The 25,865-nt window shown below is 68.0% G+C and carries 23 protein-coding genes; 16 read left to right on the top strand and 7 right to left on the bottom strand.

All coding sequences use genetic code 11. The annotated features are described in order from the left end of the window. On the bottom strand, positions 1-1,357 hold a 1,357-nt coding region (locus tag B8W69_RS16985), incomplete at its 3' end, for a septum formation family protein (protein ID WP_085290971.1). 112 nt (positions 1,358-1,469) lie between these two features. On the opposite strand from B8W69_RS16985, the gene serS reads away from it, so the two are divergent. Beyond that, the gene (serS, locus tag B8W69_RS16980) at positions 1,470-2,729 is read left to right on the top strand and encodes a serine--tRNA ligase (protein WP_085290970.1); all 1,260 of its coding nucleotides are present in this window, start codon (positions 1,470-1,472) and stop codon (positions 2,727-2,729) included. Here serS and B8W69_RS16975 read toward each other — a convergent pair. After that, entirely contained in the window at positions 2,726-3,472 is a 747-nt protein-coding gene (locus B8W69_RS16975) for an AraC family transcriptional regulator (protein WP_085290969.1), read from the bottom strand. The genes serS and B8W69_RS16975 overlap by 4 nt on opposite strands. A 79-nt stretch (positions 3,473-3,551) precedes the next feature. Between B8W69_RS16975 and B8W69_RS16970 the strand changes: the two genes are divergently transcribed. Next, positions 3,552-4,124 carry a class I SAM-dependent methyltransferase gene (locus B8W69_RS16970; RefSeq protein WP_085290968.1) on the top strand — a complete coding sequence of 191 codons (573 nt, stop codon included), beginning with the start codon at positions 3,552-3,554 and terminating at the stop codon, positions 4,122-4,124. Here B8W69_RS16970 and B8W69_RS16965 read toward each other — a convergent pair. Further along, positions 4,121-4,606: a DUF2834 domain-containing protein gene (locus B8W69_RS16965; protein ID WP_085290967.1), complete on the bottom strand. Its 486-nt coding sequence runs from the start codon at positions 4,604-4,606 to the stop codon at positions 4,121-4,123. The two genes, B8W69_RS16970 and B8W69_RS16965, sit on opposite strands and share 4 nt — an antisense overlap. Before the next feature lie 88 nt (positions 4,607-4,694). Between B8W69_RS16965 and B8W69_RS16960 the strand changes: the two genes are divergently transcribed. Together B8W69_RS16960 and B8W69_RS16955 are read left to right on the top strand one after the other, a co-directional pair. Further along, entirely contained in the window at positions 4,695-5,342 is a 648-nt protein-coding gene (locus tag B8W69_RS16960) for a TetR/AcrR family transcriptional regulator (RefSeq protein ID WP_085290980.1), read from the top strand. A gap of 48 nt (positions 5,343-5,390) precedes the next feature. Then, the gene (locus B8W69_RS16955; RefSeq protein WP_085290966.1) at positions 5,391-6,953 is read left to right on the top strand and encodes a phytoene desaturase family protein; all 1,563 of its coding nucleotides are present in this window, start codon (positions 5,391-5,393) and stop codon (positions 6,951-6,953) included. A gap of 10 nt (positions 6,954-6,963) precedes the next feature. Here the strand turns inward: B8W69_RS16955 and B8W69_RS16950 are convergent, their stop codons facing one another. Continuing rightward, positions 6,964-7,296: a hypothetical protein gene (locus B8W69_RS16950; protein ID WP_085290965.1), complete on the bottom strand. Its 333-nt coding sequence runs from the start codon at positions 7,294-7,296 to the stop codon at positions 6,964-6,966. Beyond that, positions 7,293-8,843: an MBL fold metallo-hydrolase gene (locus B8W69_RS16945; RefSeq protein WP_085290964.1), complete on the bottom strand. Its 1,551-nt coding sequence runs from the start codon at positions 8,841-8,843 to the stop codon at positions 7,293-7,295. Before B8W69_RS16945 ends, B8W69_RS16950 begins: the two co-directional genes overlap by 4 nt. A 150-nt stretch (positions 8,844-8,993) precedes the next feature. Between B8W69_RS16945 and B8W69_RS16940 the strand changes: the two genes are divergently transcribed. From B8W69_RS16940 to B8W69_RS16925, 4 genes are read left to right on the top strand one after another with little or no spacing between them, the layout of a single operon-like run. Beyond that, entirely contained in the window at positions 8,994-9,761 is a 768-nt protein-coding gene (locus B8W69_RS16940) for a lysophospholipid acyltransferase family protein (RefSeq protein WP_085290963.1), read from the top strand. Between the two features lie 6 nt (positions 9,762-9,767). Further along, on the top strand, positions 9,768-10,523 hold the full coding sequence (locus B8W69_RS16935; protein WP_085290962.1) for a lysophospholipid acyltransferase family protein: 756 nt from the start codon (positions 9,768-9,770) through the stop codon (positions 10,521-10,523). Positions 10,524-10,537: 14 nt separating this feature from the next. Next, positions 10,538-11,323 (top strand): lysophospholipid acyltransferase family protein, encoded by a 786-nt coding sequence (locus tag B8W69_RS16930; protein ID WP_085290961.1) that lies wholly within the window; start codon positions 10,538-10,540, stop codon positions 11,321-11,323. Positions 11,324-11,357: 34 nt separating this feature from the next. Beyond that, entirely contained in the window at positions 11,358-12,173 is an 816-nt protein-coding gene (locus B8W69_RS16925) for a Cof-type HAD-IIB family hydrolase (RefSeq protein WP_085290960.1), read from the top strand. A 7-nt stretch (positions 12,174-12,180) separates the two neighbouring features. Here the strand turns inward: B8W69_RS16925 and B8W69_RS16920 are convergent, their stop codons facing one another. Together B8W69_RS16920 and B8W69_RS16915 are read right to left on the bottom strand one after the other, a co-directional pair. Next, positions 12,181-13,878, bottom strand: coding sequence for an LGFP repeat-containing protein (locus B8W69_RS16920; protein ID WP_245843277.1), 1,698 nt, complete (start codon positions 13,876-13,878; stop codon positions 12,181-12,183). A gap of 128 nt (positions 13,879-14,006) precedes the next feature. After that, positions 14,007-15,032, bottom strand: coding sequence for a PirG (locus B8W69_RS16915; RefSeq protein WP_181447424.1), 1,026 nt, complete (start codon positions 15,030-15,032; stop codon positions 14,007-14,009). A gap of 253 nt (positions 15,033-15,285) precedes the next feature. Between B8W69_RS16915 and glf the strand changes: the two genes are divergently transcribed. The 8 genes from glf (at position 15,286) to culp6 (ending at position 25,685) form a co-directional block, all read left to right on the top strand. Then, complete coding sequence (gene glf / locus B8W69_RS16910) at positions 15,286-16,494, top strand: UDP-galactopyranose mutase (protein ID WP_085290957.1); 1,209 nt, start codon at positions 15,286-15,288, stop codon at positions 16,492-16,494. Between the two features lie 50 nt (positions 16,495-16,544). Next, positions 16,545-18,431, top strand: a complete 1,887-nt coding sequence (locus B8W69_RS16905; protein ID WP_085290956.1) for a glycosyltransferase — start codon at positions 16,545-16,547, stop codon at positions 18,429-18,431. Beyond that, on the top strand, positions 18,424-18,978 hold the full coding sequence (locus B8W69_RS16900) for a phosphatase PAP2 family protein (RefSeq protein WP_181447423.1): 555 nt from the start codon (positions 18,424-18,426) through the stop codon (positions 18,976-18,978). Before B8W69_RS16905 ends, B8W69_RS16900 begins: the two co-directional genes overlap by 8 nt. Beyond that, entirely contained in the window at positions 18,971-19,879 is a 909-nt protein-coding gene (locus B8W69_RS16895; protein WP_085290955.1) for a decaprenyl-phosphate phosphoribosyltransferase, read from the top strand. The genes B8W69_RS16900 and B8W69_RS16895 overlap by 8 nt, the downstream gene beginning before the upstream one ends. Then, the gene (gene aftB / locus B8W69_RS16890) at positions 19,866-21,839 is read left to right on the top strand and encodes a terminal beta-(1->2)-arabinofuranosyltransferase (protein ID WP_281255233.1); all 1,974 of its coding nucleotides are present in this window, start codon (positions 19,866-19,868) and stop codon (positions 21,837-21,839) included. The genes B8W69_RS16895 and aftB overlap by 14 nt, the downstream gene beginning before the upstream one ends. Positions 21,840-22,180: 341 nt before the next feature. After that, positions 22,181-23,224, top strand: a complete 1,044-nt coding sequence (locus tag B8W69_RS16885; RefSeq protein ID WP_085290978.1) for an esterase family protein — start codon at positions 22,181-22,183, stop codon at positions 23,222-23,224. Positions 23,225-23,385: 161 nt separating this feature from the next. Next, positions 23,386-24,288: an esterase family protein gene (locus B8W69_RS16880; RefSeq protein WP_085290977.1), complete on the top strand. Its 903-nt coding sequence runs from the start codon at positions 23,386-23,388 to the stop codon at positions 24,286-24,288. Between the two features lie 386 nt (positions 24,289-24,674). Continuing rightward, the gene (gene culp6, locus B8W69_RS16870; RefSeq protein WP_085290952.1) at positions 24,675-25,685 is read left to right on the top strand and encodes a carboxylesterase Culp6; all 1,011 of its coding nucleotides are present in this window, start codon (positions 24,675-24,677) and stop codon (positions 25,683-25,685) included. The last annotated feature ends 180 nt before the right edge of the window (positions 25,686-25,865 follow it).

The following is a 25,865-nucleotide window of genomic DNA, read 5'->3' as shown; positions in this document are numbered from 1 at the left end:
GTGCCGGGGGCGGGGGAGCCGGCGCCTCGGGTGCCGGATTGGCCGGTGGCGCGGCGCCGTTATCCGCCGGCGGCGGCACCTGCTGGGCGGGCGCCTGCTGCTGCGGTGCCTGCTGGGGCTGCTGAGCGGGCTGCTGCCCGGGCAGGTGCTGGTTGTTCGGCGGGATCTCCGGGGCCGAGCCCGTGCCCGCACCCGAGCCGGACGGGCTCGACGGCGGCTGCGCCGGGGCCTGCAGGGGAATCGGCGGCATGGTGAGCCGCTCTTCGGGAATGTCGGGCGGCGCCACCGGCGGTTGGCCGTTGATCAGCAGCTGACCCTTGGCGCTGTTCAGTAGGGTGGCCCAGCCGCCGTTGCCCAGCGTCGCGCCGATGCTGCAGGCCACCTCGCGGCTGCCCGCCGTCCAACTGGCCAGCGGCACCGTCGGGTAGATCAGCGTCAGGGTGGTGGTGCGCAGCTTGACCGGCGCCAGGTACGCGTCGGTCATCTTCGTGCATGAATCCTTGATGAAGCCGTCCTGATCGGGCTCGGCGGGCAGGCCGCCGGGGAACTTCTCGGCCAGGTTGACCGTGCCGGTGACCTCCATCGCGTGCGGCGCCGCGCAGTCGACCGGCGCGTCGGTCGGCTGGTTGGTCGCCGAGTCGATGCCCAGACACGTGCCGGCCGGCCACACCTTGGACTGGTCGACGTCGGCGACCTTGCCCTTGAATGCCTGCTGCTGGTTGTTCATGCCGGGCAGCTGCAGGCCGCACAGCATGCGGCGATCGCCGGATTGGCGCCAGGCCCGGTCACCGGGCCACAGCAGGCTGACGGTGAACCGGCTGTTCGGATCGAACTTGGCGCCGAGGTAATTACGGACGGCGGCCTCGCACTGCTCCTGGGTGATCTGCTGGATGCGCGCGGGCGTCGGGGGTGCGGCGTTGGGTCCGTACTCCGAGCCCGGGAACGTCCGCATGTCAATGGATTCGGCGACCTCGAATTTGTGGTCGTCGCCGCAGTTGACGATCCTGGCCGACTCCGGGGTGGTGTCCGGCCACATCAGGCACTCGCCGGGGGAGGCCCGGTTGAAGGCGGCGTCGCTCTTGGTGCCGGTGCTGCGCACCGGGCTGCTGTCGAGGAACCGCCCCGACCCGCCGCCACCGACCGGGATCGCGGTGACCAGCCCGGCGATCAACAGGCCGCCGAGCGCGGTCAGCAGCAGCGCGCGCCGGGTCGCCCGGGCCTGCAGGCTGCGCGGCCAACCGAAGGCGGACGGCTGCTGACCGGACGACTCATCGGTCGAGTCGGCGGACGACTCGACCGCCCGGCCTTCCCGGGCTTCCGAAAGTTCCTTCTCGGGCGCTTGCGACATCTGCTCCATTCTGACAGCAGCGCCTGAGACGCGTGACAAAAGTTACTGATGTGAGTCCTGCGGTCAGCAGGGGTGGATGCGCCGCCAGCCGGCGGGGAGCGGTGAAAGTAGTCTCAGGGCCGTGATCGACCTGAAGCAGCTCCGGGAAGACCCCGACGTCGTGCGCCGCTCCCAACTCAGTCGTGGCGAGGACCCGTCGCTGGTGGACGCGCTGCTGACCGCCGACGCAGCCCGCCGGGCCGCAATCTCGTCGGCGGACTCGCTGCGGGCCGAGCAGAAGGCCGCGAGTAAGAGCGTGGGGGCGGCGTCCCCCGAGGAGCGCCCGGCCAAGCTGGCACACGCCAAGGAACTGGCCGAGCAGGTGAAGGCCGCCGAAACCGCCCAGGCCGACGCGGAGACGGCGTTCACCGCGGCGCACATGGCGATTTCCAACGTCGTCATCGACGGGGTGCCCGCCGGTGGGGAGCACGACTTCGCCGTCCTCGACATGGTCGGCGAGCCCCCGGCGATCGACAACCCGAAGGACCACCTGGAGCTCGGCGAATCGCTCGGGCTCATCGACATGCAGCGCGGGGCCAAGGTGTCCGGGTCGCGGTTCTACTTCCTGACCGGCCAGGGTGCGCTGCTCCAGCTGGGCCTGTTGCAGCTGGCGTTGCGGCTGGCCGTCGAGAACGGCTTTATCCCGATGATTCCACCGGTGCTGGTGCGTCCGGAGGTGATGGCCGGCACCGGATTCCTGGGTGCGCACGCCGAGGAGATCTACCGGGTAGAGGCCGACGACCTGTACCTGGTGGGCACCTCGGAGGTGCCGCTGGCGGGCTATCACTCCGACGAGATTCTGGATCTGTCCGGCGGGCCGCTGCGGTACGCGGGATGGTCGTCGTGCTTCCGCCGCGAGGCCGGCAGCTACGGCAAGGACACCCGCGGCATCATCCGGGTGCATCAGTTCGACAAGGTCGAGGGCTTCGTTTACTGCACACCCGCCGACGCCGAGGCCGAACATCAGCGGCTGCTGGGTTGGCAGCGTGAGATGCTGGCCCGCATCGAGGTGCCGTACCGGGTGATCGACGTCGCCGCGGGTGATCTCGGCTCGTCTGCCGCACGCAAATTCGATTGTGAGGCTTGGGTTCCCACGCAGGGCGCCTATCGCGAGCTGACGTCGACGTCGAACTGCACCACGTTCCAGGCCCGCCGGCTGGCCACCCGGTATCGCGACGAGGCCGGCAAACCGCAGACCGCGGCGACGCTTAACGGCACGCTGGCTACCACGCGGTGGCTGGTGGCGATCCTGGAGAACCACCAACAGCCCGACGGCAGCGTGCGGGTGCCCGAGGCGCTGGTGCCGTTCGTCGGCGCCGAAGTGCTGGAGCCCGCCCGCTAGAACGCCTTGCCGGCCAGCTGGCCGGGCGTGTGCCCGAACGCTCGCCGGTAGCTGTCGATGAAGGCACTCGGTGTGGCCCAACCACATTCGGCCGCCACTGAGGTGACATCGCGCCGTCCGGCGAGTAGCACGAGGGCGTGTTGCAGCCGGACCTGGGTGCGCCACTGCGGGAACGTCATGGCCAGCTCGTCGCTGAACAGGCGGCTCAGCGTGCGCTGGCCGACGCCGATCCGGTTGCCAATCTGCTGCAGCGTCAACGACTCTCGCAGGTTATCGGCGATCAACGCACAGGCTTGACGCAGCCGGCCGTCGACGGGGGTGGGAATCCACAGCGGCTCCCCGACGCTGGTCGCCTGTAACTGGTCGTGTAGCACGGCCAGCATCCGGTGATGCTCGTCGGTATCGGTGCCATCGGTTTGTGAACACGCGATGATCAGCTCGCGCATCAGGGGATTGACCGCCAGCACGGCGGGCGCCGCGGGTCCGTTATAGCGGCCGGGGTCCAGGGCGACGCCGTGAAACTGCGTGGTGCCGTGGAACTTGTGTTCGTGCCAGCAACCCGCCGGTATCCAGATGGCACGATTCGCCGGCGCGATCCACGTGCCCGCCGGGGTGGTCACCGAGACCGCGCCCGACGACGGGTAGACGATCTGATGCAGGGGATGCCGGTGCCGTTCGATCTGCGCTCCCGGCGGCAATGTCTGCGCCGACGTCGCCGGCCCGTGGTGGCTGAATTCCGACATATCTAGGCAGGATATCGGAAGCCCGCAGTACCGGCGGCGGCATAGCGTTTTGGTTGACGCACAGGAAGGCGGGATCACGATGGCGATGAATCTCCTGCACCGACGCCGGTGCAGCTCAGCCGGCTGGGAAAAGGCGGTGGCCGATGAGCTGCTGCCCTGGGCGCTGCGGGACGTTGAATTGGGCACGCGCACTTTGGAAATCGGCCCCGGATACGGTGCGACGTTGCGCGCCCTGCTCGATTGCACGGCGTCGCTCACCGCGGTCGAAGTGGACGCCGCGATGGCCGATCGCCTGCAGCGTCTTTATGGCGACCGGGCGCGCGTCATCTACGGCGATGGCGGCGAAACCGGTTTGCCCGCGGACCATTTCACCTCGGTGGTGTGTTTCACGATGCTGCACCATGTTCCGCGCCCCGAGCTGCAGGACCGCGTGTTCGCCGAGGCGTTCCGGGTGCTGCAGCCCGGAGGGGTCTTCGCCGGCAGCGACGGCGTACCGTCGTGGGCGTTCCGGCTGATTCACGTCGCCGACACCTACAACCCGATCACGCCGAGCGACCTCCCCGGGCGGCTTCGGGCCGTGGGATTCAGCGACGTCCACACCGACGTCAGGGGCGGCCGACAGAAGTGGCGGGCCACCAAGCCGCTCGGTTAGGCGTCGACCGTCGCGCGGTCCCGTTCGTGCCGGCGCTGGCGCTCCATGGTCGCGAAGTAGAACGCGAACGCGAACGCGAAGCTGGTGAACAGGCTGGACACGAAGTACAGCCACGGGTGGCGCAGACCGCGGCGGTAGCCGTCCACGATCGTAAAGAGCGGAAGCAGAACAACATTGGCGATCGTGTAGTCCTGGCTGGCCGAGCTGGCGGCAGGGTTGGTGAACATCAACTTGATGTATTCGACCCAGCTGCCGTGTTCGCCCCAGAGCGGGTTGGTGGATCCGTGCGCGTACTGCTGCACGAAGGTGACGTTGAAATACCAGCCGAGGGCGACCGACGCGATGCCGACGACGTAGTAGACGACTTCCATCGGCGAGAAGAGCGGGCCATTGGCCGGCCGGGCGAAGACCTTCGAGTTGGCCGTGACGATCCAGCTGATGACCGCCAGGCCGAGTACCGCGTGCGTGAGTAGCGAGACCATGGGCGCAGTCTCGCCCCCGCCGCAAAGTTTTGTCAATATTGACACAACAAATGCAATGGCAACGCCGCCGGCTTGGTACCTTCTTCCCATGGTCAGGCCCGCGCAGACGGCGCGCAGCGAGCGCACTCGCGAAGCGTTGCGGCAGGCCGCCCTGGTGCGATTCCTGGCCCAGGGCGTAGAAGACACGTCGGCCGAGCAGATCGCCGCCGACGCCGGGGTGTCACTGCGGACGTTCTACCGCCACTTCAGCTCCAAGCACGATCTGCTGTTCGCCGACTACACCGGGCTGCACTGGTTTCGCTCCGCCCTGGATGCCAGGCCGGCCGGAGAACCCATCATCGACTCGGTGCAGGCTGCCATCTTCTCGTTTCCGTATGACGTCGACGCCGTCACCAAAATCGCCGCCCTGCGGCAAGACGAGCTGGACCCCGGCCGCATCGTTCGCCACATCCGGGAGGTCCAGGCCGACTTCGCCGACGCCATTGGCGCGCAGCTGCAACGGCGCAGCCGCGGGGCCAACGGCGCCGCGGATCTGACGGCGGACCGACGGGTGCGTACCGCGGTCGCCGCGAGATGCATTGCGGCCGCGGTGTTCGGCGCGATGGAGGTCTGGATGGAAAGCGACGAGCGGTCGCTGGGGGAACTCGCGCGGCTGTGCCATGCGGCGCTGGAGTCGCTGCGGGCGGGGATCACAGACAACTGGGTCACGGCGACCGCCCGTGAAGTTTCGTCATAATTGACAAAACTTTGGCGTCGTGCGAGCCTCCATTCCGGAGGGCAGGACATGACTCATCACGACGCGATAGTTATCGGCGCGGGCCACAACGGGCTGACCGCGGCCGTGCTGCTGCAGAAGGCCGGGCTGCGGACCGTGTGCCTGGACCCCAAGCTCTACGCGGGCGGCATGGCCTCCACCGTCGAGCTTTTCGACGGGTACCAGTTCGAGATCGCCGGCTCGGTGCAATTCCCGACGTCCCAGGTGGTGGTCGACGAGCTGGGGCTGGACACCATTCCGACGCTCGACCTGGACGTGATGTCGGTGGCCGTGCGCGGCGTCGGTGACGATCCGCTGGTGCAGTACAGCGATCCCGTCAAGCTGTTCACCCATCTCAACGAGGTGCACGGCGCGGACGCCGTCAACGGCATGGCGGGGCTGATGGCCTGGAGTCAGGGGCCCACCCGCGCGCTGGGCCGGTTCGAAGCCGGAACGCCACCCAAGAGCATCGACGAGATGTATGCCTGTGCGACAAACGAATTCGAGCGCTCGGCGATCGACGACATGCTGTTCGGCTCGGTAACCGACGTGTTGGACCGCTACCTGCCGGACCGCGAGAAGTTCGGCGCGCTTCGCGGCTCGATGACCGTGCTGGCCGTCAACACGCTCTACCGGGGCCCGTCCACGCCCGGTAGCGCCGCCGCGCTCGCCTTCGGCCTCGGCGTGCCCGACGGCGACACCATGCAGATGAAGAAGCTGCGCGGTGGCATCGGCGCACTCACCTCGCACCTGTGCCACGTGCTGCAAAGCCATGGCGGCGAACTTAGGTTGCGCACCAAGGTGACCGAGATCCTGGTCGCCGGCGGACGGGTGGCCGGGGTGCGCACCGAGGCGGGCGAGACGTTGAACGCCCCGATCGTGGTCTCCGGCATCGCACCGGACGTCACGCTCAACGAGATGATCGATCCCGCCGCGCTACCCGCGGACATCCGGGAACGCTATGCGCGCATCGACCACCGCGGCAGCTACCTGCAGATGCACTTCGCGCTCGAGGAGGCGCCCGTCTTCGCCGCGCCCTACGAGGCCCTCAACGAGCCGGCGATGCAGGCCTCGATCGGCCTGTTCTGCACGCCGGAGGAAGTCCAGCAGCAATGGGAGGACGCGCGGGCCGGCATCGTCCCGGCCGACCCGACCGTCGTGCTGCAGATCCCCTCGCAGAACGACCCGGACCTGGCGCCGGAGGGAAAGCACGCCGCGTCGGCGTTCGCACTGTTCTTCCCGATCGAGGGCGGCGTGGATTACGGGCAAGCCAAGGTCGAAATGGGCCAGCGGGTGATCGACAAGATCACCAGGCTTGCCCCGAATTTCGAGCGGAGCATCATCCGGCACACCACCTTCACGCCCAGGCACATGGGCGTGATGTTCGGCGCCCCCGGCGGCGACTACTGCCACGGGCTGTTGAACGCCAACCAGATTGGGCCCAACCGGCCCGGCCCACGGGGATTCCTCGGCCAGCCGATCCCGATCGAGGGCCTGTATCTGGGCAGCGCGGGCTGTCACGGCGGCCCGGGGATCACCTTCATCCCCGGCTACAACGCGGCCCGCCAAGCGCTCACCGACCGGGGCCGGTAGAGCGCGCGTTCTAGCCGCGCCGACTGAGCAGTTCGTCCAGCAGAGCGGTGAACTCGTCGGGCCGCGCCGGGGTGAACGCGGGGGAGGGCCGCGTGCCCGGCACGTCCAGCGTGATCAGCTTCGACTTGAAGGGCCTGCTGATGTCCAGCGGCAGCCAACGGCGAAAGTCCGAGCTGCCCCATACCCGGAACCGGTGGGTGAACAGCCCCAGGTCCTCGGCTTTGTAGCCGCGGATCGCATCGAGTGTGATCACCTTCGCCGTGCCCGAAGGAAAGTGGTAGCGGCGCAACGTGATCGCCGCGCGGTCCAGCTGGACCAGGCCGTCGTCGTAGGAGTCGCTCACGCCCGCGAACTCCGTAGCTGGTGACCCTTCGCGGTCAGGCAGCGCCCGTCTTCCAGTCGCCACTGCCAGCCATGCAGGTTGCAGGTCAACGTGTTTCCCTCGACCACACCGAATTTCGACAGGTCGGCCTTGAGGTGCGGGCAGCGGCGCTGAATCTCCCAGCCGTCCAGCGTGACCGAGGCCGAGTCGTCGTGGGTCTCGGCGAACCAGCCGTCGGCGTAGGCGATCCGTTCGTCGGTCAGGCACTTGAAGAACGTGTAGAGGTACTCGTTGTAGCCACCGACTCGCCAGGCCCTGAACCGGGTCGACAGAAAGATGGTGTTGACCCAGTCCGGCTCGCCGTCGCGCAGCACGGTGCGGACCAACTCCGGTGCTATCGCGAACCCGTAGCGAACTTTCTCATCCGGAATCCGTTCCCGCACAGCTCGTTTCGGGAAGTCCAGGATCACGGTCTCCGGTCCGAGCACCAGCTCGACGGGATAGCCGATCCCGTCGCAGATCTCGTCGCTTTGCGACATGATCGGCTCGAACAGGGCGCGCAGCGGTTCCAGCAGCGGTTGCCCGGTGGCCGGCGCCCAGCCGGCCCGCTGCGCGGCGACGACCGGTGCCATCCGTTCGGCGTATTCGGCGATGTAGTCGGCCTTGCCCGTGGTGAAGATGGCCTCGACCTGGTGCGTGGGTAGCGGGTGGGCCAGCGAATTCAGGGTGGAGCCGGTGAAGTCGGCGGTCGACCCGGGCATCATCAGCAGCCCACCGTCGTTGCCGTGCCTGCGCATCTGGTCCAGGAAGACCATCTGATCGGGGAAGATGTTGGCCGGATCCGCATGGTCGTCGTTGAGGTCGCGCAGCTCCGGGTCCAGGAAACAGGGTGGTCCCGCGGACGGGACCACCCACGTCGCCCCCACCTGGGCGAGATACTGGCGGGCGCGGTCCATCTGCCGTTGCCGCTTCTGGACGCCGAAGGACTCCTTGGCGCGGGCCGGCATGTCGTAGACCATCGGGTACCAGATGGCCCCCGAGTACTGCAGCATGTGCACGTCGATGTGCCCGAACTCGGATGCCAGCACGTCCAGGTCCACGGGCCGGGCGTCATTCATGTTGAAAACCGTTGTCGCGCCGTCGGAAACCAGCAGCGCCGAATCCCCGATCGGACCGTCGGCCGGGGCCCGCAGGGCGATGATCATGACGTCGAGGTCGCCCTTCGGACCGCTGATCCGGTGCTTGACCGAGTTGCTGGTCTCGAAGAACCGGTGAAAACCGAGCTTCTCCAACTCATTTCGCAGGTCGGGCACCGGGAAGTCCGGCAGCAACACCATCGCGTCCTTGTTGACGTGCTCGGCCAGGTTCTTCGCGTCGAAGTGGTCCTTGTGTAGGTGCGAGACATACAGGTAGTCGCAGTCGCCCAGGTCGTCCCAGTCCAGCGTGCTGTTGTCCGGGAACGGGAACCACGACGCGAAGTAGGCGGGATTGACCCACGGGTCGCAAAGGATGCTGCCCGCTTGGGTCTGGATCAGAAATCCGGCGTGGCCGACGCTGGTGACCTGCACTGATACCTTCCTAGGGCCGGTTTATGGCTGATGCGGCCTCGGCCGGGGATGACGGCTTTTCAGCCCCCGAGCTTAGCGCGAGCCGGCACCATCGGCCTGCGACCGCCGTCCCGTGACGGCGCCCGGTCGGGAGCATTAGGCTGAACTGCTGTGGAACCGGTTTACGGGACTGTCATTCAGCTCGCCCGCCTGATCTGGCGCGTCCAGGGTCTGAAAATCACCATCACGGGTGTGGAGAACCTGCCCAAAAGCGGCGGCGCGGTGATCGCGATCAACCACACCGGCTACCTGGACTTCACCTTTGCGGGCCTGCCGGCCTACAAGCAGGGCCTGGGTCGCAAGGTGCGATTCATGGCCAAGCAGGAGGTTTTCGACCACAAGTTCACCGGGCCGATCATGCGCAGCCTGCGGCACATCTCGGTGAATCGGCAAGACGGCGCCGCCTCCTTCGAGGCCGCCGTCCGGCACCTGAAGGACGGCGAGCTGGTCGGCGTCTACCCCGAAGCCACGATCAGCCGCAGCTTCGAGATCAAGGAATTCAAATCTGGGGCCGCGCGCATGGCCGTCGAGGCCGGGGTGCCGATCGTTCCGCACATCGTCTGGGGTGCCCAGCGGATCTGGACCAAGGACCACCCGAAGAAGATGTGGCGTCCGAAGGTTCCGATCACGGTGCTGGTCGGCGAACCGATCGAGCCGACGCTGGGCATCGAGGAACTGAAGGGGCTGCTGCATTCGCGCATGCAGCATCTGCTGGAGCGCGCTCAGGAGATGTACGGGCCGCACCCGGCCGGCGAGTTCTGGGTGCCCCACCGGTTGGGTGGGGGCGCTCCGTCGCTGGCGCAGGCGGCCCAGCTGGAGGCCGAGGAGGCGGCCGCCCGGGCGGCCCGTCGGGCCCGGTCCGCAGGGGCGTCGGAGTAGTGATCGATGGTGGAGCCGACCTTCCGCGCTTTGGAGCTTCTGGCTCAACTGGCGGTCAAGGCCACCGGCACCACAATCACCTACCGGGGTGAAGAGCAGATCCCCGAGCGGGGCGGTGCGGTGGTGGCGATCAACCACACCAGCTATGTCGACTTCCTGCCCGCCGCGCTGGCCGTCCATCGTCGGGGACGTCGGCTGAGGTTCATGATCAAAGCCGAGATGCAGCAGGTCAAGCCGGTCAACTTCCTGATCAAGCACACCCGGACCATCCCGGTGGACCGGGGTGCCGGGGCGAATGCCTATGCGATCGCGGTGCAGCGGCTGCGCGAAGGTGAGCTCGTCGGGGTGTACCCGGAGGCCACGATCAGCCGCAGCTTCGAGCTCAAGGAGTTCAAGTCCGGCGCGGCACGGATGGCCATCGAAGCCGAGGTCCCGATGGTGCCGGTGATCGTCTGGGGAGCGCAGCGAATCTGGACCAAGGATCACCCGCGGAATGTGGGCCGCGCCAAATTACCCATTACTGTGCAGGTAGGCGCGCCGATAAAGGTGCGCGAAGACATCGCGCAGACCGACGCTGCCCTGCGCGACGCGATGACCACCTTGCTGCACCGGGCGCAACAGCACTATCCGGGCGAGCCCGGGGCGTACTGGATGCCGCACCGGCTGGGCGGCGGAGCGCCAACCCTGGAGGAAGCCGCCCGCATGGAGGCCACCGAGGCGGCGGCCCGCTCGGCCAAAAAGACCGAGCGCCCGTCGCAGTAGGCGAAGGAGAAGACATGCCTGAGGGGTTCTACCGGTTGGCGGAGTGGATCGTCCCGCCGATGGTCGCGATGCAGGGGACCAAGTTCACCTATCGAGGCCTGGAGAACATTCCGGCGCGCGGCGGCGCCCTGCTGGCCCAGAACCACACCAGCTACCTGGACTGGCTCCCCACGCTGATGGCCGTCCGTGAGCGCAGGCGGCGCGCGTACTTCATGATCAAGGCGGAGATGGCCGACGTGAAGGCGGTCAACTACGTCATCAATCACGCCCGGCTCATCCCGGTGGATCGCAGGTCGGGGCACGACGCCCTCGATGTTGCCGTGCAGCGCATGCGCGAGGGTGAGCTGATCGGAATGCACCCCGAGGCGACCATCAGCCGCAGTTTCGAGCTGCGCGAGTTCAAGACGGGGGCGGCGCGCATGGCGTTGGACGCCCAGGTGCCGATCGTTCCGATCGTCGTATGGGGCGCTCACCGGATCTGGCCCAAGGACCACCCGAAGAAGGTGTTTCGCAACAAGGTGCCGATCACCGTGGCGGCCGGTCGGCCGTTGCCGCCGCGGGGCACGCCCGAGGAACTCAACCTGCTGTTGCGTTCGGCGATGAACGACCTGCTGTATGCGGTCCAGGAGGAATATCCGCACCCGAAAGACGAATTCTGGGTACCGCGCAGGCTGGGCGGCAGCGCGCCCACCCAGGAGGATTCCCGGGCCCTCCGGTTGTCGGAGTTGCAGGAGCGGTTGCAGAAGTATGGAACCGACGGCGTGACGCGACCCGGCGAGAACCAGAGCGGGCGGCATTGAGCGGTCCGGCCAGCCGCCGGGGCAGGCGGTTCCGATGACTTTGCCGGCGCTCATCGCCTGCGACGTCGACGGCACCCTGTTCGACGACGACGAGACGATCTCACCGCGCACCCGCGACGCGATCCGCGCCGCGGTGGCCGCCGGCACGCAGTTCGTGGTGGCGACCGGCCGTCCGCCGCGCTGGATCCGGCCCGTCGTCGACGCGCTAGGTTTCGCACCTATCTCGGTGTGCGCCAACGGTGCCGTCGTCTACGACGCCGCGACCGACCGGGTGGTGTCGACCCGCACGCTGGCCGTCGACACCCTGGCAGAGCTGGCGGAGCTGGCGACCCGCGTCATCCCCGGTGCGGGGCTGGCCGTCGAGCGCATCGGTGAAAGCGCCCATGACACGGCGACGCCCCAGTTCGTCAGCTCGCCGGGCTACGAGCATGCCTGGCTGAACCCGGACAACACCGAGGTGTCGATCGAGGATCTGCTCAGCGCCCCGGCAATCAAGCTGCTCATTCGCCGCTCCGGGGCCCGCAGCGCCGACATGGCGGCCGAACTGGCCAAGCACGTCGGCATCGAGGGCGATATCACCTACTCCACCAACAATGGCCTGGTCGAGATCGTGCCGCTGGGCACCAGCAAGGCCACCGGCATCGAGGAGATCGCCCGGCCGCTGGAGATCGGCCGCGAGGAGGTGGTGGCGTTCGGCGACATGCCCAACGACCTGCCGATGCTGCGCTGGGCGGGGCATGGCGTGGCGATGGGCAACGCCCATCCGGATGTGCGGGCGGCCGCCGACGAGGTCACCACCGCGAACAATGACGACGGGGTGGGCCGGGTGCTGGAACGCTGGTGGCTTTAGCGGTCGGTCACGTGGGCGTGGGGTGCGACGGCAGCGAGAAGTGCTCGGCCGGAACCGTTGGGCCGCTTGGTGATTCGGTCGTCAGCGGAACCGTGATCCCGTCCACGACCTCGGTGACGTTTCCGGTCAGCCGCTCGTAGTTCAGCGTGCCGTGCTGGAAGTTCTGCGTAATCTGCAGCGGCTCTTGGATTTCCGCACTGGTCGGCAAGCCGAGTGGGCCGCGCTCGTAGCTCTCCGAGCCCCAGGCGTCGTAGATGGCGCCGGTGACCGGTTGGGCGCCGGTCTCGGGTGACCAGTACATCGCGCCCCGGGCGAACGTGACGAAGCGGGCATCGCCTTCCGCGCTGTCTTCCGGGGAGGTCGGCGAGCCCAGCACGCTGCCCATCCCGCCGATCGCCTGCCAGTGGTCATAGATCGCGCCGCCCTGTAGCGCCCTGAGTAGTTCCTCCGGCGGGTCGTTGACATGTGATGCGATGTCACGCATTTCGTCCATCAGCGCGTAGGCGGCGTTGCCCGGGCAATCGGTGTTCCCGACGTCGCGGTGGGTGAAGATGGTCGGCAGCGTCGCGATGGAGCCGGCCGGGAAGGTGGTGTAGTGGCTGCCGGCCGACTCCAATTGCACCGTGCCCTTGGGGTCGACGCCGTCCAGGCCCAGGCGCCAGCCGAGCAGCCGGCCCATGGTTCGGAGCTGGATCGGCGTGGGGGGCACGTCGTCGAAGTTGCCGATCATCGCCACACCCCAGGTGTTGCGGTTGAATCCGCCGGTGTGGAAGGCCTCGACCGCCTTGGTGAGACCGCCTGCGCTGCCCTCGAATACCTGGCCGTACTTGTCGACCAGCGCGTTGTAGGCGATGTCGCACCAGCCCAGCGTCTTGCTGTGGTAGGTGTAAATGGCCTTGACGATGCCGGCCGATTCCAGCGGCGAATAGTCATTGCTGCCGGCGGTGTGGTGCACGACCGCCGCGCGAATCCCGTTGTCGTACTGGGGGCTACCGCAGCGCAGCGACTCGTCGGCGCCCCACTGCGCTCGACTGATGATGGGCGGAGCCTGACCCGGCATCAACACCCCGGCCGGTGGTGTCCAATGCGTTTCGGCCGGCGCTTGCGGCGGCGAGATGAGGACGGCCGAGATATTCTGGCCGAAGGGCTGTTCCCTGGATGCCGGCTTGTAGCCCAGGTCGGGCTTCTCGCTCGCCGGCGCCGGCGGCGGTCCCCCGCCAGCGGGAGGTGCCCCCAGGGTCACAGCCGCATCGAGCGGACGGGTGACCGCGATCTGGACGGTCGTGGTGGTGCCGACGAACACCGGATCGGTGCCGCGGGGCCCCTCCATCGCCGCACCGGAATGGTCGGGTCCCGCGGACTCGTCGCCGCCCGCGCGGGACGCTGGATCGGGTGCCGCGGTCTCGTACTCGGTCTGATACCAGGGACCCCACGAGCCGTCGGGGCGCTTCGCGCGCACGCGGGCCGACGTACCGGCCAGGTCGCCCGTCAGGGCGACCAGAGAGAACGGGGTGGCCTGACTGATTTCGCGAACCGTGACGCCCGCGCCCAGCCCGACCAGCGGCTGCTCGACCAGTTGGGTGCCGCGTGACGGCGGTGCGCCGGCGGCGCCGCGGTCGCGCGTCGTGTCCGCCACCCACGAGACGAGGACGACGGTCGCCGCCATGGCGGTGAGCAACATCGTTGGCGCACGACTGCGAGACACCAGGTGATGTTACGTGTGTTCCTAATGTTATCTATGGGACGACACGAACTGAGCGCCGGCGAATCTGCACAAAATCGACGGCACCGCAGATGATTCTGCGGTGCCGTCTTGTGGAGGGTTTGTAAGGACTAGACCGGGGGCAGTGTCGGTACCGCACCGGCGGCCGCCGGCAACGCACCGGCCGCACCCGCGGCGGCGGGAAGAGCGCCCGCGGCGGCTCCCGGCAGGGCGCCCGCGGCACCAGGCAGGGCACCAGCGGCGCCCGGCAGGGCACCGGCGGCACCAGGCAGGGCACCCGCGGCACCCGCGCCGCCATGCATGCCCTGCGTGATGGCCGGCATGACCAGGCCCTTGAGCAGGTCGATCGCCTGGCCCGCACCCAGCTGGTTGGCGGCTTGCATCACGTCGTTGACCAGACCGCCACTGGCACCACCAGTGCCCGAACCGCCGCCCAGGCCGGTACCGCCGCCGCCGATCGGCGAAGCGTTACCGAAGGTCGACGGGTCGCCCAGGATGGGGTAGGTGCCACCAGCGCCCGGGTCCAGCCCGGCTCCGGAGTCGATCGGCACCTCGCTCGGCGACATCGCCGGGCCACCCAGGCCCGGAGTGACCCCGGCCGGGCTGGTCAGCCCGGGGTTGGACAGGGCCGGGTTGAGCCCGGCACCCGGGGTCGCGACACCGCCACCGGGGGTGGTCGGCAACGCGCCGGGCGCGGTCAGCCCGGGCGTCATGGGCGCCATACCGGGGCTCGTCAGGCCCGGGCTCGTCAAGCCGGGACTGGTCAGGCCGGGGCTGGTCAGACCGGGACTGGTCAAGCCCGGATTGGTCAGGCCCGTCGTCCCCAGCCCGGGAGTCCCGAGGCCCGGAGTGCCCAGGCCGGGGCTGGCGAGACCCGGCGTGCCGGTCGCACCCCCGTTCAGGGCGGGTATCGGGGGCATGTTGATCCCGAATTGCGACAGGCCCTGCGACAGCGCGCCCATCAGCTCGCCGGGCAGGTCGCTCATCACCGCGGCCTGCTTGAACTCGTGATGCTCGGGCGCCTTGGTGCCGGCGGTCGATTCGTAGACAAGGAAGTACGCGCAAGGACTCGCCACTGCCAGGGCGGCAACCGCGCTCATGGCTGTTGAGAGCTTGCGTCGGCGTCGGTTCGGCACGGAAGTCTCCTCTATCTGACTATGTGTTGTGTCGGCGCGTCCCACCGCTCCTAACTGGTGGGAATCACACAAGGTCGATGGTACGAGTGGTGAGCCTGTTACTAGAGTGGTGATATTGAATCGTGAGGCAATTGCGACCCCGACTGTGATCGCGGAGCCCGGGCGCCCCAACGGGCGTCGTCACAGGGCCAATGCCCCTGCATGGCCTCGCCAAATGGGTTAGGGCCACGCGGTCGGATACCCTAAGCAACCGATGACCGCTCGTTTCGATCTTTTCGTCGTCGGCTCTGGATTCTTCGGACTGACCATTGCCGAGCGCGTGGCTACCCAGCTCGGGAAGCGCGTCCTCGTCGTGGACCGCCGACCGCACATCGGTGGCAACGCCTACTCAGAAGCAGAGCCTCACACCGGCATCGAGGTGCACAAGTACGGTGCCCACCTGTTCCACACCTCCAACAAGAGGGTCTGGGACTACGTGCGGCAGTTCACCGACTTCACCGACTACCGGCACCGCGTCTTCGCGATGCACAACGGGCAGGCCTACCAGTTCCCGATGGGGCTTGGCCTGGTGTCGCAGTTCTTCGGCAAGTACTTCACCCCGGACGAAGCCCGCAAGCTCATCGCCGAGCAGGCCGCCGAGATCGACACCGCCGACGCGCAGAACCTCGAGGAAAAGGCGATCTCGCTGATCGGCCGGCCGCTCTACGAGGCCTTCGTCAAGGGATACACCGCCAAGCAGTGGCAGACCGACCCCAAGGAGCTGCCGGCCGCGAACATCACCCGGCTGCCGGTGCGCTACACGTTCGACAACCGCTACTTCAGCGACACCTACGAGGGCCTGCCCGTCGACGGCTACACGGCCTGGCTGCGCAACATGGCCGCCGACGATCGCATCGAGGTCAGGCTGGACACGGACTGGTTCGACGTGCGCGACCAACTGCGCGCGGACAGCCCCGACGCGCCGGTCGTCTACACCGGACCGCTGGACCGCTACTTCGACTACGCCGAGGGCCGGCTGGGCTGGCGCACCCTCGATTTCGAGCTGGAAGTGCTGCCCACCGGGGACTTCCAGGGCACTCCGGTGATGAACTACAACGACCCCGACGTGCCCTACACCCGCATCCACGAGTTCCGTCACTTCCACACCGAGCGCGACTACCCCGCCGACAAGACCGTGATCATGCGGGAGTACTCGCGCTTCGCCGAAGACGACGACGAGCCCTACTATCCGATCAATACCGAAGCCGACCGCGCCCTGCTGGCCGCCTACCGAGCCAGGGCGAAGGCCGAGACGGCGTCGTCGAAGGTACTGTTCGGCGGCCGGCTGGGCACCTATCAATACCTGGATATGCACATGGCCATCGCCAGCGCCCTGAATATGTACGACAACGTGCTCGCGCCGCACCTGAGGGACGGCGCATCCCTGATAGAAGCCCAGAACAAAGAGGAAGGCGCGCGCTGATGCGCGCCACGATGATGCACAGCGAAGCGATGAGAAGGAGTGGCGCCTAAATGAGTGCCGTGAGCCTGCTGTCCCGGATCATCCTGCCGCGTCCCGGCGAGCCGCTCGACGTGCGCAAGCTGTATCTCGAGGAGTCGACGACCAACGCCCGGCGTGCCCACGCCACCAGCCGCACGTCGCTGGAGATCGGCAAAGAGTCCGAGGTGTCGTTCGCCACCTACTTCAACGCATTCCCGGCCAGCTACTGGCGCCGCTGGTCGATCTGTCAGTCGGTGGCGCTGCGGGTCGAGCTGACCGGAACCGGGCGCGTCGATGTGTACCGGACCAAGGCGACCGGGGTGCGAATCTCGGTGGAGGGCCGCCAATTCGTCGGCACCGACGACCAGCCGGCCGTCGTCGAGATCGAGGTACCGCTCAAGCCGTTCGAGGACGGCGGCTGGATCTGGTTCGACATCACCACCGACACCGCGGTCAACCTCATCAGCGGCGGCTGGTATGCCACCGAGCCCGCACCGGGCACGGCCAACATCGCCGTCGGCATCCCCACGTTCAACCGCCCCGCCGACTGCGTCAACGCGCTGGCCGACCTCACCGCGGATCCGTTGGTGGACAAGGTGATCGGTGCGGTCATCGTGCCGGACCAAGGTGTGCGCAAGGTGCGCGACCACCCGGACTTCGCGGCGGCGGCCGCGGGACTGGGCAGCCGGCTGTCCATCCATGACCAGCCCAACCTGGGCGGCTCCGGCGGTTACAGCCGGGTGATGTACGAAGCGCTGAAAAACACCGACTGCCAACAGATCCTGTTCATGGACGACGACATCCGCATCGAGCCGGACACGATCCTGCGGGTGCTGGCGCTCAACCGCTTCGCCAAGAAGCCGACGCTCATCGGCGGGCAGATGCTCAACCTGCAGGAGCCGTCGCACCTGCACATCATGGGCGAGGTCGTCAACCAGTCGAACTTCATGTGGACCGCCGCGCCGCACGCCGAGTACGACCACAACTTCGCCGAATTTCCGTTGAACGACAAGAACGATCGGAGCGCACTGCTGCACCGGCGCATCGACGTCGACTTCAACGGCTGGTGGACGTGCATGATCCCGCGGCAGGTCGCCGAGGAACTGGGCCAACCGCTGCCGCTGTTCATCAAATGGGACGATGCCGAATACGGCCTGCGCGCCGGCGAGCACGGCTATCCGACGGTCACGCTGCCCGGCGCCGCGATCTGGCACATGGCCTGGAGCGACAAGGATGACGCCATCGACTGGCAGGCCTACTTCCACCTGCGCAACCGGTTGGTGGTGGCGGCACTGCACTGGGACGGCGACATCACCGGACTGGTCCGCAGCCATCTCAAGGCGACACTGAAACATCTTGCCTGCCTTGAATATTCGACCGTCGCGATTCAGAACCGGGCCATCGACGACTTCCTCGCCGGCCCGGAGCACATCTTCTCGATCCTGGAATCGGGTCTGCCGGAGGTGCACCGGCTGCGCAAGGAATACCCGGACGCCGTCGTGCTGCCGGCGGCCAGCGAACTGCCGTCGCCGCAGAACAAGACCAAGGCGATGAAGCCGCCGGTGAACCCGGTGTCGATCAGCTACCGGCTGGCCCGCGGCATCCTGCACAACATGACCAAGGCCGACACCGAATCCCACACCCGGCCCGAGTTCAACGTGCCAACCCAGGATGCGCGCTGGTTCCGGCTGTGCACGGTCGACGGCGTCACGGTCACCACGGCCGACGGTTGCGGCGTGGTCTACCGCCAGCGGGACCGGCGAAAGATGTTCTCGCTGTTGTTCGCATCGCTGCGCCGGCAGCGCCAGCTGCTCAGCCGGTTCGACGAGATGCGCCGGGTGTACCGCGACGCGCTGCCCGTGTTGTCCAGCAAGCAGAAGTGGGAGACGGCGTTGCTGCCCACTGCAGAACATGCATGAGGCCGCCGCTGCGCAGGCGCCCCGCGGCGAGGTGGCCGCGCTGGTCGCCGTCCAGTCGGCACTGAGCGATCGTCCCGGGATGCTGCCGGTGGCGCGCGCGCTGTCCCACTTCGGCGAGCACAGCATCGGCTGGGTGGCCGTTGCCGCACTCGGAGCGGTGCTGTCCCCGAAGCGGCGCTGGGACTGGCTGGTCGCCGGGGCCGGGGCGTTCGCCGCACACGCCGCGGCCGTCATCGTCAAGCGGATCGTGCGCCGCAAGCGGCCGCATGATCCTGCCGTCGCCGTCAACGTCGGCACGCCCAGCCAACTGAGTTTCCCGTCGGCACATGCCACTTCGACCACCGCTGCGGCGATGCTGATGGGCCGCACCACGGGTCTGCCGCTGACCGCAGTCCTGGTGCCCCCGATGGCCTTGTCGCGGATGCTGCTGGGAGTGCACTACCCCAGCGACGTGGCGTTCGGCATCGCCCTCGGTGCCGTGGTTGCGGCGATCGCGCGCCGCGCAGGACAGGTGCAAGAGGTTGCAAGAGGTGAGCCGCATGAGTGAGGACGTCGTGACCCGACCGCCCGCCAACCTGGTCTCCGGTGTGATCAAGGCGATCCGCCCCCGGCAGTGGGTGAAGAACGTACTGGTGCTGGCCGCGCCGGTGGCCGGGCTGGGCAGCGGTATCCGCTACGACTACGGGCAGGTGCTCACGCAGGTGGGGTTGGCGTTCGTGGTGTTCAGCCTCGGGGCGTCGGCGGTGTATCTGGTCAATGACGTGCGCGATGTCGAGGCCGACCGCGAACACCCGACCAAAAGGTTCCGGCCGATCGCGGCGGGCATTGTCCCGGAGTGGCTGGCCTACTTCTTGGCGGTGCTGCTGGGCGTGGCCTCGCTGGGCATCGCGTGGGTGGTGACGCCCAACCTGACGCTGGTGATGGCCGTCTACCTCGTGATGCAGCTGGCGTACTGTTTCGGCCTCAAACATCAAGCCGTGCTCGACATCTGCATCGTGTCGTCGGCGTATCTGCTGCGGGCCATCGCCGGTGGTGTGGCTACCGACATCCCGCTGTCGCAGTGGTTCCTGTTGTCGGCCGCGTTCGCTTCGCTGTTCATGGTGGCCGGCAAGCGCTATGCCGAGCTGCAGCTCGCCGAGCGCACCGGCGCGGCGATCCGCAAGTCGCTGGAGAGCTACACCAGCACCTACCTGCGCTTCGTCTGGACGCTGTCGGCCACCGCGGTGGTTATCTGCTACGGCCTGTGGGCGTTCGAGCGCGACCACCATTCGGGATCCTGGTTCGCGGTGTCCATGGTTCCGTTTACCATCGCGATCCTGCGCTACGCGGTCGACGTGGATGGCGGGCTGGCCGGCGAACCCGAAGACATCGCGCTGCGGGACCGGGTGCTGCAGCTGCTTTTCCTGGCGTGGATCGCGACGGTCGGAGCCGCCGTTGCCTTCGGTTAGCCCCGAACTGCAGGCTCTCAAAGCGCGCATGATGCGCAGCCGGCCGGTGATCAGGCGGCCCGGCTGGCCGTTGTTTCCGTACACCACGATGGTGCGGGTCAGCCTGTGGATCAGCGTGGCGTTGGTCGCCATCCTGTTCGGGTGGGGGAGTTGGCAGCGGCGCTGGATCGCCGACGACGGGCTGATCGTGCTGCGCACCGTGCGCAATCTGCTCGCTGGCAACGGACCGGTGTTCAACCAGGGTGAGCGGGTGGAGGCCAACACCTCCACGGCCTGGACCTACCTGATGTACGTCGGCAGCTGGGTCGGCGGCCCGCTGCGCATGGAGTACGTGGCGCTCGCGCTCGCGCTGGCGCTCTCGGTGGCGGGGGTGGCCCTGCTGATGCTGGGCGCCGCGCGGCTGTACGCCCCGAGCCTGCGGGGCCGCAGGGCCATCATGTTGCCCGCCGGCGCGCTGGTCTACATCGCGCTGCCGCCGGCGCGGGACTTCGCCACCTCCGGGCTGGAAAGCGGTTTGGCGCTCGCCTACCTCGGGCTGCTGTGGTGGATGATGGTCTGCTGGGCGCAGCCGGTGCGCAACCGCACCGATAACAAGGTGTTCGCCGGCCTGCTGGCGTTCGTCGCGGGGTTCAGCGTGCTGGTCCGGCCGGAGCTGGCGCTCATGGGCGGGCTGGCGCTGATCATGATGCTGGTCGCGGCCCGGACCTGGCGCCGCCGGGTGCTGATCGTGGTGGCCGGGGGTTTCCTGCCGGTCGGCTACGAAATCTTCCGGATGGGCTACTACGGCCTGCTGGTGCCGGGCACCGCCCTGGCCAAGGACGCGGCCGGGGACAAGTGGTCCCAGGGCATGATCTACCTCTCCAACTTCAACGCGCCGTATGCGGTGTGGATCCCGCTGGTGCTCCTCGTGCCGCTGGGCGTGCTGCTGTTCGCCGCCCGCCGGCGGCCGGCGTTCCTGCGCCCCGCGCTGGGGCCCAACTACGGACGGGTGGCCCGCGCGGTGCACAGCCCGCCTGCGGTGGTGGCGTGGGTGCTGATCAGCGGGCTGTTGCAGGCCCTCTACTGGACCCGGCAGGGCGGCGACTTCATGCACGCCCGCGTGCTGCTGGCCCCGCTGTTCTGCCTGCTGGCTCCGGTCGCCGTCATTCCGATCGCCATCCCCGACGGCCAGGACTATTCGCGGGAGACCGGTAACTGGGTCGCCGGCGCGGCCGGCGCGTTGTGGCTGGGGTTGGCCGGATGGGCACTGTGGGCGGCGAATTCACCCGGGATGGGCGACGACGCCACCCACGTCACCTACTCCGGGATCGTCGACGAGCGCCGCTTCTATTCCCAGGCCACCGGTAATCCCCACCCGTTGACCGCCGCGGACTACCTGGGCTATCCGCGGATGGCGGCCATCCTGACCGCCTTGAACAACACGCCCGAAGGGGCGCTGCTGCTGCCGTCGGGCAATTACATCCAGTGGGACCTGGTGCCCCAGGCCCAGCCGGCGCCGGGCGACAAGTCCGCGCAAAAACCGCAGCATGCAGTGTTTTTCACCAACCTCGGCATGGTCGGCATGAACGTCGGGCTCGATGTCAGGGTGATCGATCAGATCGGATTGGCGAATCCGCTTGCTCAACACACCGAACGGCTCAAGCACGGCCGCATCGGGCACGACAAGAACCTCTTTCCGGACTGGGTGATCGCCGACGGCCCCTGGGTGAAGCTGCCTCCGGGGATACCGGGCTACCTGGACGCGCAGTGGGTCGCAGAGGCCGTCGCGGCGCTGCAATGCCCCGAGACGAAGGCGGTGCTCAGCTCGGTGCGCGCGCCGATGACCCCGCACCGATTCGTGTCCAACCTGGTGAACTCCTTCCAGTTCACCGGGTACCGGATCGACCGGGTGCCGCGTTACGAACTGGCCCGGTGCGGGCTGCCGATACCCCCCGAGCCACCGCCCCCACCGCGCGAGTAAGCGTCGCGCAGAAGAAATTTCGGCAGATGCCGAACAAATCACAGCGCGTTTGGCACGAAAAAATGGCAGCAACATCATATTTGGCCTCTCACCAGCTCGCAATGACCGTTAGGCACACCTGAAAACGGCGCCTTTTAGACACATGTTTGAATTGAAAAGCGCTGGGTAGGAGGGACGCTCGACTGTTGGCGACCGCGCCTCGATGCGACTGAGTGGCACAACGTGTGGTTGACTACACGAGCAACTGCCGCGCCCGCGCGCGGGCAGTTCGACCCAATCAAGAAAGTGGCCGGTCGGTGAAATGCGCCGAGGGCTGCAAGAAGGATGATGAGGAAGCAAGGATGACGCTTGTCGACAGATTGCGCGGCGCCGTGGCGGGTATGCCGCGCCGGCTCGTTGTGGCGGCCGCTGGTGCGGCGCTGCTCTCGGGCCTGATTGGCGCCGTCGGAGGCTCGGCGACCGCCGGGGCCTTCTCGCGCCCGGGTCTGCCGGTGGAGTACCTGCAGGTTCCCTCCGCCGCGATGGGCCGCGACATTAAGATCCAGTTCCAAAGCGGTGGCCCGAACTCGCCTGCGTTGTACCTGCTCGACGGTATGCGTGCGCAGGACGACTTCAACGGCTGGGACATCAACACCCCGGCGTTCGAGTGGTACAACCAGTCGGGCATCTCGACGGTCATGCCCGTCGGCGGCCAGTCCAGCTTCTACTCCGACTGGTACAAGCCCGCCTGCGGTAAGGCCGGCTGCGTCACTTACAAGTGGGAGACCTTCCTGACCAGCGAGCTGCCCTCGTACCTGGAGAGCCAGAAGCAGGTCAAGTCGACCGGCAGCGCCGTGGTCGGCCTGTCGATGGCCGGTTCGTCGGCGCTGATCCTGGCCGCCTACCACCCGCAGCAGTTCGTCTATGCCGGCTCGCTGTCGGCGCTGCTGGACCCGTCGCAGGGCATGGGCCCGTCGCTGATCGGCCTCGCCATGGGTGACGCCGGTGGCTACAAGGCCGCCGACATGTGGGGTCCGAAGGACGACCCGGCGTGGGCGCGCAACGACCCGTCGCTGCAGGTCGGCAAGCTGGTCGGCAACAACACCCGCATCTGGGTGTACTGCGGTAACGGCAAGCCGTCCGATCTGGGTGGCGACAACCTGCCCGCGAAGTTCCTCGAGGGCTTCGTGCGGACCAGCAACCTTAAGTTCCAGGAAGCCTACAACGGGGCCGGTGGCCACAACGCGGTGTGGAACTTCGACGCCAACGGCACCCACGACTGGCCCTACTGGGGCGCGCAGCTGCAGGCGATGAAGCCTGACCTGCAGTCGGTGCTGGGCGCCACCCCGGGTGCGGGTCCGGCCACGGCCGCGGCCACCAACGCCGGTAACGGCCAGGGCACCTAAACACGCCAAGCGGTACAACGAGCGGCGGGAACCCTTCGGGGTTTCCGCCGCTTGTCGTTCGCAGCGTGTGTGAGTTGTTTCACTACCCGGCGCGCGGGGGAACTACGGCCCTGGCTAATGTGCTTTCAGCGATTACACGATGGAGGGTGTACATGACGGTCGTGCGGGGTATGTCGGCGCTTTTCCGGGTGTTCTGCGTAGCCGTGCTGGCTGTCGGGTTGGCCGTCGCGCTGCAGACCGCTGCGACCGTCGGCAAAGCCAGGGCGGCGGGCTACGAGAGTCTGATGGTTCCGTCGGCGGCGATGGGCCGCGACATTCCGGTGGCCTTCATGGCCGGTGGTTCGCACGCGGTCTACCTGCTCGACGCCTTCAACGCGGCCCCGGACGTCAGCAACTGGGTCACCGCCGGTAACGCGATGAACACGCTCGGCGGCAAGGGCATCTCGGTGGTGGCCCCGGCCGGCGGCGCGTGGAGCATGTACACCAACTGGGAGCAGGACGGCAGCAAGCAGTGGGACACCTTCCTGTCCAGCGAGCTGCCCGACTGGCTGGCCGCCAACAAGGGGCTGGCGCCGGGCGGCCACGCGGCCGTCGGTGCCTCGCAGGGTGGCTACGCCGCGATGGCGCTGGCCACCTTCCACCCCGACCGCTTCGGCTTCGCCGGGTCGCTGTCCGGCTTCCTGTACCCATCGAGCACCAACTACAACGGCGCGATCCTGGCCGGCCTGCAGCAGTTCGGCGGCGTCGACGGCAACGGCATGTGGGGAGCCCCGCAGCTGGGCCGGTGGAAGTGGCACGACCCCTACGTGCACGCCTCGCTGCTGGCGCAGAACAACACCCGGGTGTGGGTGTGGAGCCCGACCAACATGGGCGGCGACGACGCGGCGATGATCGGGCAGGCCGGCGCGGCGATGGGCAGTTCGCGCGAGTTCTATCAGCAGTACCGCAGCGTCGGTGGGCACAACGGTCACTTCGACTTCCCGGGCGGCGGTGCCAACGACTGGGGCTCGTGGTCGGGGCAGCTCGGCGCGATGTCGGGTGACATCGTCGGCGCCATCCGGTAGCGGCGATCGCAAGCGCGGCGCAGCCGGGCGCTGCGGGTCGGCGCGGTTGGGCTGGCGGCGATCGCAAGCGCGGCGCAGCCGGGCGCTGCGGGTCGGCGCGGTTGGGCTGGCGGCGATCGCAAGCGCGGCGCAGCCGGGCGCTGCGGGTCGGCGCGGTTGGGCTGGCGGCGATCGCAAGCGCGGCGCAGCCGGGCGCTGCGGGTCGGCGCGGTTGGGCTGGCGGCGATCGCAAGCGCGGCGCAGCCGGGCGCTGCGGGTCGGCGCGACTGGTCCAGCGGGTCCGCTGCCCGACTGGCCCACTCGGCCGAGCCGGTACCGTGTAGGGGTGCAGCAGGGGTCGGGAGGACCGCGTAGCTGCGATCCACCGACTCTGCTGGCAGGAGAACATGGCTAAAAGCGCGCGGCGTAAGCGCCAACGCACCCTCGCGTGGATCGCCGCTTTGTCGGTCGCCGCCGTCGTCTTCCTGGGCATCCTGGCCGCGGTGACCTTGCTGCGCGGCCACCAGTCGGAGCCCAGCGCGGTGCCGCCCGGGGTCCTGCCCCCGCCGTCGACGACGACGCACCCGCACAAGCCACGACCCGCCTCTCAGGACGCGTCGTGCCCGGACGTGTTCCTGGTCAACGTCCCCGGGACGTGGGAGTCCTCCGTGCAGGACGACCCCGCCAGCCCCGTCCAATTCCCCAACGCGCTGCTGCACAAGGTGACAGCGACCCTCACCCAGCAGTTCCCGTCGTCGCGGGTGCAGTCGTACAGCACGCCGTACACCGCGCAGTTCCACAATCCGCTGAGCGGCGACACGCAGATGTCCTACAACGCCAGCCGGGCCGAGGGCACACGCGCGACGGTGCAGGCGATGACCGACATGAACACCAAGTGCCCGCTGACCAGTTACGTGCTGATGGGCTTTTCGCAGGGCGCGGTGATCGCGGGCGACATCGCCAGCGATATCGGCAACGGCCGAGGACCCGTCGACGACGACCTGGTGTTGGGTGTGACGTTGATCGCGGACGGTCGTCGCCAGATGGGGGTCGGCAACGACATCGGACCCAATCCGCCGGGGCAGGGCGCCGAGGTCACGTTGCACGAGGTGCCGATCCTGTCCGGGATGGGTCTGACCATGACCGGCGCGCGGCCCGGCGGCTTCGGCGACCTCAACGGCAAGACCAACGAGATCTGCGCGCCGGGCGACCTGATCTGCGCCGCTCCGGAGGAGGCGTTCAGCATCGCCAACCTGCCGACCACGCTGAACACCTTGGCCGGCGGCGCCGGTCAGCCGGTCCACGCGCTATACGCCACGACGCAGTGCTGGAGCATCGACGGGGCGCCCGCGACCGACTGGACGCTCAACTGGGCTCACGGTCTGATTGCAAATGCGCCACAACCGAAACACGGATGACGGGGCCGGTGGGACACAAGCGGTAGGAAGCGGTTGCCGATGACGATCAGCGGTACCTTGTGATTTGGTGTGCCGTAGGCAGCCCCGTAACATTAAGAGGAATTTAAGAGCTATCGGACCTTTGTCGCGCACCCGGTCGGGTCGATGCCGGCTGGGCTGGCACATCACCGGCGTTCCCCA

The sequence above is a fragment of the Mycolicibacterium vulneris genome (assembly GCF_002104765.1).
Classification (GTDB): Bacteria; Actinomycetota; Actinomycetes; order Mycobacteriales; family Mycobacteriaceae; genus Mycobacterium; species Mycobacterium vulneris.
The sequence above is the reverse complement of the archived record's forward strand: the minus strand, read 5'-3'. Positions and strand labels throughout refer to the sequence as shown.

Bases quoted from the DNA above. Each gene is read 5' to 3' on its own strand.
- B8W69_RS16975 (WP_085290969.1), bottom strand. From the start codon at position 3,472: ATGTCGGAATTCAGCCACCACGGGCCGGCGACGTCGGCGCAGACATTG.
- B8W69_RS16970 (WP_085290968.1), top strand. From the start codon at position 3,552: ATGGCGATGAATCTCCTGCACCGACGCCGGTGCAGCTCAGCCGGCTGG.
- B8W69_RS16965 (WP_085290967.1), bottom strand. From the start codon at position 4,606: ATGGTCTCGCTACTCACGCACGCGGTACTCGGCCTGGCGGTCATCAGC.
- B8W69_RS16960 (WP_085290980.1), top strand. From the start codon at position 4,695: ATGGTCAGGCCCGCGCAGACGGCGCGCAGCGAGCGCACTCGCGAAGCG.
- B8W69_RS16955 (WP_085290966.1), top strand. From the start codon at position 5,391: ATGACTCATCACGACGCGATAGTTATCGGCGCGGGCCACAACGGGCTG.
- B8W69_RS16935 (WP_085290962.1), top strand. From the start codon at position 9,768: ATGGTGGAGCCGACCTTCCGCGCTTTGGAGCTTCTGGCTCAACTGGCG.
- B8W69_RS16930 (WP_085290961.1), top strand. From the start codon at position 10,538: ATGCCTGAGGGGTTCTACCGGTTGGCGGAGTGGATCGTCCCGCCGATG.
- B8W69_RS16925 (WP_085290960.1), top strand. From the start codon at position 11,358: ATGACTTTGCCGGCGCTCATCGCCTGCGACGTCGACGGCACCCTGTTC.
- glf (WP_085290957.1), top strand. From the start codon at position 15,286: ATGACCGCTCGTTTCGATCTTTTCGTCGTCGGCTCTGGATTCTTCGGA.
- B8W69_RS16905 (WP_085290956.1), top strand. From the start codon at position 16,545: ATGAGTGCCGTGAGCCTGCTGTCCCGGATCATCCTGCCGCGTCCCGGC.
- B8W69_RS16900 (WP_181447423.1), top strand. From the start codon at position 18,424: ATGCATGAGGCCGCCGCTGCGCAGGCGCCCCGCGGCGAGGTGGCCGCG.
- B8W69_RS16895 (WP_085290955.1), top strand. From the start codon at position 18,971: ATGAGTGAGGACGTCGTGACCCGACCGCCCGCCAACCTGGTCTCCGGT.
- B8W69_RS16885 (WP_085290978.1), top strand. From the start codon at position 22,181: ATGACGCTTGTCGACAGATTGCGCGGCGCCGTGGCGGGTATGCCGCGC.
- culp6 (WP_085290952.1), top strand. From the start codon at position 24,675: ATGGCTAAAAGCGCGCGGCGTAAGCGCCAACGCACCCTCGCGTGGATC.